Genomic DNA, 8,113 nt, shown 5'->3' with positions numbered 1-8,113 from the left:
TAAAAGTGTCAACACACCCTAGTAAGAGCTTACTGTTTTTTTAAGTTTATTTTTTAGGAAACACAATAAAAATCATCTAAAACCAACTTTTTTGATCGAGAAAAATTAAATATAAGAAAATTAAATCTATTTTTACCATTTGGAAAAATTAAAGAGGTTTTTTGATTCAACTTGGTAGTTTGTTTTCATTTTAAAATATTTATATTTATTAAGTATTTAAATTAATATTTTGCTTCCTTGCTATTTCTGTAAATGGCTGGGTGAAAAATAGTTTTCTTCACATTATTAATACTTTTAAACTATAATTTGAAACAATAAGTTCAAAAAGGTGGATTATATTCACCTTAAGCGTGTGATTAAGGTAACACATTTCATGTCTATCTCTCCGATATCCAAGGGTGTATATGCATCCTTGGCTGCTTTGCTATTTGTACACACAACCCACGCTGCTGATGCATTTAGTGCAGATAGTCCCTGGATGTTAGGTGACTGGAAGGGACAGCGTACCCAGCTTCAACAGCAAGGCTATGGCTTTAGTTTTGGCTATACAGGCGAAATGGCAACTTTGCTTGATGCGAAACGCTCAAATAATCATGGCACAGAATATACAGGTCAATTAAATATTGGTGCTCATCTGGATCTGGAAAAAATTGCCGGCTGGAAGGGCACCGAAGCTCAAATTACCGTGACGCATCGCGATGGCCGTAACCTTTCCAATACTTCCGATGCCCTTGCAGGACATTTAAGTTCAGTGCAGGAAGTATGGGGCCGTGGTCAAACCTGGCGTCTAACAGATTTCTGGATCAAGAAAAAATTCCTGGATCAAAAACTGGATGTGAAAGTCGGTCGTTTTGGTGAAGGTGAAGATTTCAACAGTTTTGACTGTGATTTTCAGAACTTAGCATTGTGTGGCTCTCAAGTCGGTAACTGGGTAGGGGATCAATGGTATAACTGGCCAGTATCCCAATGGGCAGCACGTGTGAAATATAATGTGACACCTGAAGTTTATACCCAGGTCGGTGTCTATGAATATAACCCTGAGAATCTGGAACGTGGCAAAGGTTTTAACCTGAGCACGGATGGTTCTAAAGGTGCGATCATTCCTGCAGAAGTGGTATGGACACCGAAACTGGGTGCACAAAAACTTCCTGGAGAATACCGTGCTGGGTATTACTACAGTACTGCTGATGCAGCTGTTATCAATAATCCGAATGAAACCGATCATCATCATGGCGGCTGGGTGGTTGCCAAACAGCAACTGACTGCACATGCAGATGATGCATCTCGTGGTTTAAGCGGTTTTGTTAATGTCACTGTGCATGACACAAAGACCAATGAAAAGAGTGATATGCAAAATATCGGCCTGGTTTATAAAGGCGCGATGGATGCCCGTCCACAGGATGAAATCGCTTTGGGTGTTGCCCGTATCAATATGAACAATGATGTATTGGGTAACCGTAGTGAAGAAGTCGATGCGGAAATCTATTACGGCATTCATGCAACTAACTGGCTGACCATCCGTCCAAACCTGCAATATGTCCATCATGTCGGTGCATATAAAGACGGTGAAAATGTCTGGGTGGGTGGAATCAAGTTTAATACGTCGTTCTAATCGGAGTTTTTAGTTGCAAATACACAATTGATTCTTCCATTACTTTGGGGCATTGATGAACTGATACTCCAAGTATTCATGTATTTATAACTAAGAACTTAACAATATGGTGTCTATGCCGCTTAAGTGCTTAGACGTTCAAGAAATCAAAAAAAAGGTGTTCAATATGAATACTTCGTCTTCAGGTTCAGTACTGAAAACGATTCTGGCAGCTATTGCTGCCATTTTCGGTTTAGTGCTGCTGTTTGGCGGGATTTATCTGGCAACGCTTGGTGGGTCTTGGTACTACATCATTGCTGGTCTGTTCTTCCTCGCAACTGCAGTGCTATTACAAAAACGTAAAAGCACAGCCCTTATTGTTTATGCGGTACTGGTGTTAGGTACAGTGGTTTGGGGTCTTTGGGAAGTGGGTTCTGATTTCTTTGCATTGGCACCACGTCTGGATATTCTCGGCCTGTTTGGTTTGGCTCTGCTGATTCCTGCAGTGACTCGTGGATTCGGTGAAACCAAGGGTGCCAAAATTGTGCTGACCAGTTCATTGGCAATTACTATCGCGGTGATGATTTATTCTGTATTTAATGACCCGCAGGAAATCCGTGGGGAATTAAAATCACAGCAACCTGAGGTGCATCAATCTATTCCAGGTATTGCCGATGAAGACTGGCCAGCTTATGGTCGTACCCAGTCCGGTTTACGTTATTCACCATTAAAACAGATTAATTCTGAAAACGTAAAAGACCTTGAACTGGCATGGGAATTCCATACTGGCGATACCAAAACGGATAAAGACTCTGGTGAAACCACCAATCAGGTGACTCCGATCAAAATCGGTAATAACCTGTTTATGTGTTCAACTCACCAGCAGCTGATTGCACTGGATCCTGCAACAGGTAAGGAAAAATGGCGTTATGATCCGAAGGTAAAATCAGACAACACTTACCAGCACTTAACCTGCCGTGGCGTATCCTATTATGATGCGAATAATACGGTTGGTTTTGAAAGTAGTCTGGCTGCACGTTCAACCACTTCTGCTGAATGTCCTCAAAAAGTGATCTTACCAGTCAATGATGGACGCCTGGTTGCAGTGAATGCGACTACGGGTAAAGTATGTTCTGACTTTGGTAACAATGGTGAAGTTGATCTGCAAAAAGATATGCCATTCCCATATCCAGGCGGTTATAACCCGACTTCACCTCCAGTAATTACAGGTACAACCATCATTATCGCGGGTTCAACCACTGATAATTACTCAACTGAAGAACCTTCAGGTGTGATCCGTGGTTATGACGTGAATACTGGTGAATTGCTATGGGTATTTGATACTGGCGCTGAGGATCCAAACGCGATTCCAGCTCCAGGGCAAAAATTTGTAAACAACTCACCAAACGCATGGGCACCATTGGCTTATGATGCGCAGCTGGACATTGTCTATGTGCCAACAGGTGTAGGTACACCGGATATCTACGGTGGTCACCGTACTGAGCTAGATGAGCGTTATGCCAACTCTATGCTGGCACTGAATGCCTCAACTGGTAAATTGATCTGGAACTTCCAGACGACCCATCATGACCTTTGGGATATGGACGTACCTGCTCAGCCAACATTGACCGAGATCAAAGACAAAAACGGGAACATGGTTCCAGCGATCTATGTGCTGACCAAAACCGGTAATGCCTTTGTGTTAGACCGTCGTACAGGTGAAGCGATCGTTCCGATTACTGAAAAACCAGTACCTCAGTCAGTAAAACGTGGTCCGCAAACTAAGGGCGAGTGGTATTCAAAAACTCAACCATTCTCTGACTTTAACCTGGCACCTAAAGATAAATTGACTGATAAAGACATGTGGGGTGCCACTATGTTTGACCAGTTGATGTGTCGTGTATCGTTCAAGAAATTAAACTATGACGGTATTTATACACCTCCATCTGAAAATGGTACGTTGGTGTTCCCAGGTAACCTCGGTGTATTCGAATGGGGCGGTATGTCAGTCAACCCAGATCGTCAAATTGCATTGACCAATCCAATTGGTTTGCCATTCGTGACTCGTCTGATTCCTGCTGATCCTAACCGTGAGCAAACTGCCAAAGGTGCAGGTACAGAAGCAGGCGTACAACCCATGTATGGCGTGCCTTATGGTGTTGAAATCAGTGCCTTCCTGTCTCCATTCGGCTTGCCATGTAAGCAACCTGCATGGGGTTATGTCGCTGGTGTTGACCTGACCAATCATGAAATCGCTTGGAAACGCCGTATCGGTACGATTCGTGACAGTATGCCGGGCATTCCATTGCCTCCATTTAAAATGGGTGTACCGATGTTAGGTGGACCAATCTCAACAGCGGGTAATGTAATGTTTGTCGGTGCAACTCAAGACAACTACATCCGTGCGATCAATGTAACTAATGGTGATGAGCTGTGGAAAGGTCGTCTGCCTGCAGGTGGTCAAGCAACACCAATGACGTATGAAGCTAACGGTAAACAGTATGTGGTGATTATGGCAGGTGGTCATGGTTCCTTTGGTACCAAAATGGGTGATTCTCTGGTTGCCTATGCACTACCTGACAATAAATAAGAAACTTTATATTTAGGTAAAAAAGCCTGATTCGTCAGGCTTTTTTATGCAAAATACCAGCTGTAATCATGATGAAACTCAATCTGCTTAACTGATTTTAAGTAGATAGTGAGCATTCAAACTGCAGCACCAAATACTTTATAACTATTTTGCTCCTTGGCATTGCTATGCCGACATCAGGAATATGATCTATGTACCTTCATGCAACGCGGTTACCAATAAAATCGACCTTGTCCTGTCTGATTGCCTGCATCACACAGGGAATTTATGCGGAGGAGCCGGGCACGGAAGAGGTACAGCGCCTTGCACCGATCGTGGTGGAAGTTACCCGTACTGACCGTGCAGCGTTAGAAACACCGGCATCTGCCTATTACCTGAATCAGCCAGAACAGCGCAGCATGAATGTAAACCTGTCGGAAACCTTAAAAGGTGTGCCGGGTTTGCAGCTGAATAACCGGGAAAACTATGCCCAGGACCTACAAATTTCCATGCGAGGCTTTGGCGCTCGATCGACTTTTGGTGTGCGTGGGGTACGTTTATATGTGGATGGTATTCCAGCGACCATGCCGGATGGACAGGGGCAAACCTCGAATATTGACCTGAACAGTCTGGATCATATTGAAGTGTTGAGCGGGCCATTTTCTTCGCTGTATGGCAATTCCTCTGGCGGAACCATTTTGACCCAAAGCCGAGAAGGGCAAGGTCCGGATTCTGTCACTTTGGGATATTCAGGTGGCAGTCAAAATAAAGGCCAAACCAATCTGGTATTACAAGGTGGCTCGAAGAATTCTTCTGAGCCTAGTTATGTCATCAGTTCATCTTATTTTGATACCGATGGCTACCGTGACCACAGCAGTGCGCATAAAGTTCTGAACAATGCCAAACTGACTTGGGACCTGGATGATGGTTCCAAGATTAACTGGGTGAATAACTATGTGAAAATTGACGCGGATGATCCGGGCGGTTTAGAGAAAAAAGATTGGAAAGCAAATCCAAAGCAGATAGATAGTAGAATTCAAGGATTTGACACAAGAAAGGAAATCGAGCAATTTCAAACAGGTCTTACTTGGAATAAACCAGTCAATGATCAGCATGAATTGTATGGCATGGCATATTGGGGGCAGCGTGAGGTTATCCAATATCAATCAATTTCTAAGTTTTTTCAGTCATTAGAAAAACACCCTGGTGGCGTAATTGATTTTGACCGTCAGTTTTATGGAGCAGACTTACGCTGGACAGGTAAAGATATACTGCAAAATACCAAACTGATCGCTGGCGTCGCTGTAGATGCCATGACCGAAGACCGTAAAGGTTATCTAAACTTTGTTGGTGATGTACTCGGTATTAAAGGCGAGTTGCGTCGTGATGAAGATAATACCTTATGGAATGCCGATCCATATCTGCAAGCTTCTTATAACTTTGCACCTGATTGGACGCTGGATGCCGGGATACGTTATAGCAATGTGCATTTTAAATCAGAAGATCATTATATTACCGAGTTGAATGGCGATAATTCAGGTAAAACGACTTATGAGAAATTATTGCCTTCAGTTGCATTAAGTTGGAAAATTCTTCCTGAATTAATGACTTATGCAAGCTATGCACAAGGTTTTGAAACACCAACATTTACCGAAATGGCTTATCCGGCTGATGGTAGCAATGATGTATTAAGCTTAAAAGCGGCTGAAAGTGAAACTTATGAGCTAGGATTAAAATCTGCGAATCGCTTTGGTGATTTCACTGCCGCGATTTTCCATACCAGCACTCAGGATGATATTGTTTCTGCAGTTAATGATAATGGGCGTTCGACTTTCCGTAATGCAGATAAAACATTAAGAAAAGGGCTGGAACTGTCCTGGAGTAAAGACCTCTGGCGAGATCTGACAGCTCAAGCCAGCTATAGCTATATTGATGCAACTTTTGATTCAGATATTCTAGAGCTTTTTGATGATGAAGGAGAAGTTGCAGTATCTAGAGTTGCCTCAGGAAACTATATTCCCGGGATTGCTAAAAATCAGGCTTTTGTCAGTCTAGGCTGGAAACCTGAAAATGGTTTTAATGCAGGTCTTGATGTGCGTTATTCAGACCGAATTTATGTCAATGATACCAATACTGAATATGCACCAAGCTATACCGTTGCTGGTGCAAACGTGGGTTATAACTGGTCCGTAAAAGACTGGTCTATGAAAACCTTTGCCCGTGTCGATAATCTGTTTGATAAAGACTATTCAGGCTCAGTGATCGTCAATGAAAGTAATGGTCGTTTCTATGAGCCGTCAGAAGGGCGAAACTGGAGTGCAGGGTTAAGCCTAACTAAAGCCTTTTAAGCTGCTTTCAAAAATCAAGCGTGGTTAGACCACGCTTTTTTATGTTTTCCACAACATATTGGCATTATTCTTTCTTGTAACAATACGTTAGTGATTGTTGAAAAGTATTTCAAAGTTAAATAATATAAAAATGAACATTGTTCATTTTTATATTTATGTATGTCGAAAAACAAACATAATCATCTAAATTCTTGAGGTATTATTGGTATGAAATTAGTAAAACTATCTTTTGCAGGCTTGGCACTTGTAGCATCACTGAATGTATTCGCGAATGAAGCACCAGCAAGCGAAGCTGTAACTACTGCTCCAGTGACTGAAGCTGCAGCAAGCGAACCAGCGACTTCAGAAGCTCCAGCTGCTGATGCTGATAGCAAAAAATAAGAATCTAATTCATAATAAAGTAGCCTCTTTATGAGGCTATTTTTTATGATGAATTAAAATTCTAGATTCTTATGGATACCACTAGACGTACTCGAAGCCTAAGCTATGAGAAAACAGATCAGACCAAACAGGCGATTTTGGATGCTGCTTTAGCTTTGTTTATTAAAAAAGGTTTTTCGAAGACGACTATTCGGGATATCTCCAGTGCTGCTGAGCTAAGTATTGGTTCGGTTTATCGTTATTTCTCGAACAAAGAAGATATTTTTGAAGCTATCGCTCGCATGATGATTAGTGAAAACCATATGGTTTTTCATTCGGATATGCTGCCGCCTGAACTCACCGCGTATGAATTTTTATTGAACCATTTTGACAAAGTCATCGATTCTTTTTCATCTTCAGGTCGGGAAGGGATTGCACAACTGATTTTAAAAGAAAGTCAGCATCATCCTGAATTAAAGAAAATTTATTTTAATGTGATGTTTTCACCATATATCAGTGAACTGGAGAAAGTAGTGTTGATCGCCAGTGAACGTAAAGAAATTCAGCTGAGAACCACTGCTTTTGAGTTTTGTTTATTAATCTTGTCGCCTATCTGGATGGGGATGATTTATAACAGCAGCCTAAGCAAAGGCGATTTTGTTTCGGTGAAGAATTTGTTTAATGCCAATTTGTATGCGTTGTTTCATAGTAAGTAGGACATCGTTTTTTTATTCTTTTGCTTTTAATTATAAAAATTATCTGAGTTTATACTTTCGCTTCAGTTGCGATAATTTATCTATACCCAAAATTAACTTAGGGTTTAAGTCCCAATATTGCTGTAAAACTTGTATGAGTTGTAGACGATCTGCTGTTGATAGTTGCCTAAGCTCAAGATGTTTCAGTTGATGTGTTGAGCGGTAAGCCGGTTTTAGCACGAACCCTAAGACGCTCTTCTTCCATTCTTCTTCTAATGTCATTGCTTTATTAGGAAATAGTGATTTAAATGCCCAGCTTTGAGATTTTGCATGACTATATAGTTGCAGCTTTTCTATTTTTTGTCGTTCTGCCAGCGTCGAAAACAAGATTGAAAATGCTTCAATTGTGATACTGTCATGACGCACAATAATTTTGGTAAATGAGACAAATACAATGACCAGGAAAACAAAAGCTGTCATCAGCCAGCCATGAATGGGTTGGGTAGACATGACATAGATCCAATTCTTCAGTAAGCGTCCGCTGAACACA

At 41.6% G+C, this 8,113-nt stretch carries 6 protein-coding genes; 5 read left to right on the top strand and 1 reads right to left on the bottom strand.

Features of this window, described 5'->3' with window-relative positions; genetic code table 11:
• Positions 1 to 373 precede the first annotated feature (373 nt).
• From GW12_RS05180 to GW12_RS05165, 5 genes are all read left to right on the top strand, one after another.
• Complete coding sequence (locus tag GW12_RS05180) at positions 374 to 1,612, top strand: carbohydrate porin (RefSeq protein WP_034584399.1); 1,239 nt, start codon at positions 374 to 376, stop codon at positions 1,610 to 1,612.
• Between the two features lie 166 nt (positions 1,613 to 1,778).
• Positions 1,779 to 4,181, top strand: coding sequence for a glucose/quinate/shikimate family membrane-bound PQQ-dependent dehydrogenase (locus GW12_RS05175; protein ID WP_034584397.1), 2,403 nt, complete (start codon positions 1,779 to 1,781; stop codon positions 4,179 to 4,181).
• A 191-nt stretch (positions 4,182 to 4,372) separates the two neighbouring features.
• Positions 4,373 to 6,508 (top strand): TonB-dependent receptor, encoded by a 2,136-nt coding sequence (locus GW12_RS05170; protein ID WP_034584395.1) that lies wholly within the window; start codon positions 4,373 to 4,375, stop codon positions 6,506 to 6,508.
• A gap of 207 nt (positions 6,509 to 6,715) precedes the next feature.
• On the top strand, positions 6,716 to 6,889 hold the full coding sequence (locus GW12_RS15870) for a hypothetical protein (RefSeq protein WP_171077668.1): 174 nt from the start codon (positions 6,716 to 6,718) through the stop codon (positions 6,887 to 6,889).
• A gap of 137 nt (positions 6,890 to 7,026) precedes the next feature.
• Positions 7,027 to 7,584, top strand: a complete 558-nt coding sequence (locus GW12_RS05165) for a TetR/AcrR family transcriptional regulator (protein ID WP_264673519.1) — start codon at positions 7,027 to 7,029, stop codon at positions 7,582 to 7,584.
• Between the two features lie 39 nt (positions 7,585 to 7,623).
• Here GW12_RS05165 and GW12_RS05160 read toward each other — a convergent pair.
• Positions 7,624 to 8,113, bottom strand: a 490-nt coding sequence (locus tag GW12_RS05160) for a hypothetical protein (RefSeq protein ID WP_034584391.1), incomplete at its 5' end; no start/stop codon positions are given.

The organism is Acinetobacter sp. HR7 (assembly GCF_000773685.1).
In the GTDB taxonomy this organism is placed as follows: domain Bacteria; phylum Pseudomonadota; class Gammaproteobacteria; order Pseudomonadales; family Moraxellaceae; genus Acinetobacter; species Acinetobacter thermotolerans.
Note: the sequence above shows the minus strand (reverse complement) of the source record. Positions and strands in the feature narration are given on the sequence as shown.

Bases quoted from the DNA above. Each gene is read 5' to 3' on its own strand.
- GW12_RS05175 (WP_034584397.1), top strand. From the start codon at position 1,779: ATGAATACTTCGTCTTCAGGTTCAGTACTGAAAACGATTCTGGCAGCT.
- GW12_RS15870 (WP_171077668.1), top strand. From the start codon at position 6,716: ATGAAATTAGTAAAACTATCTTTTGCAGGCTTGGCACTTGTAGCATCA.
- GW12_RS05170 (WP_034584395.1), top strand. From the start codon at position 4,373: ATGTACCTTCATGCAACGCGGTTACCAATAAAATCGACCTTGTCCTGT.
- GW12_RS05180 (WP_034584399.1), top strand. From the start codon at position 374: ATGTCTATCTCTCCGATATCCAAGGGTGTATATGCATCCTTGGCTGCT.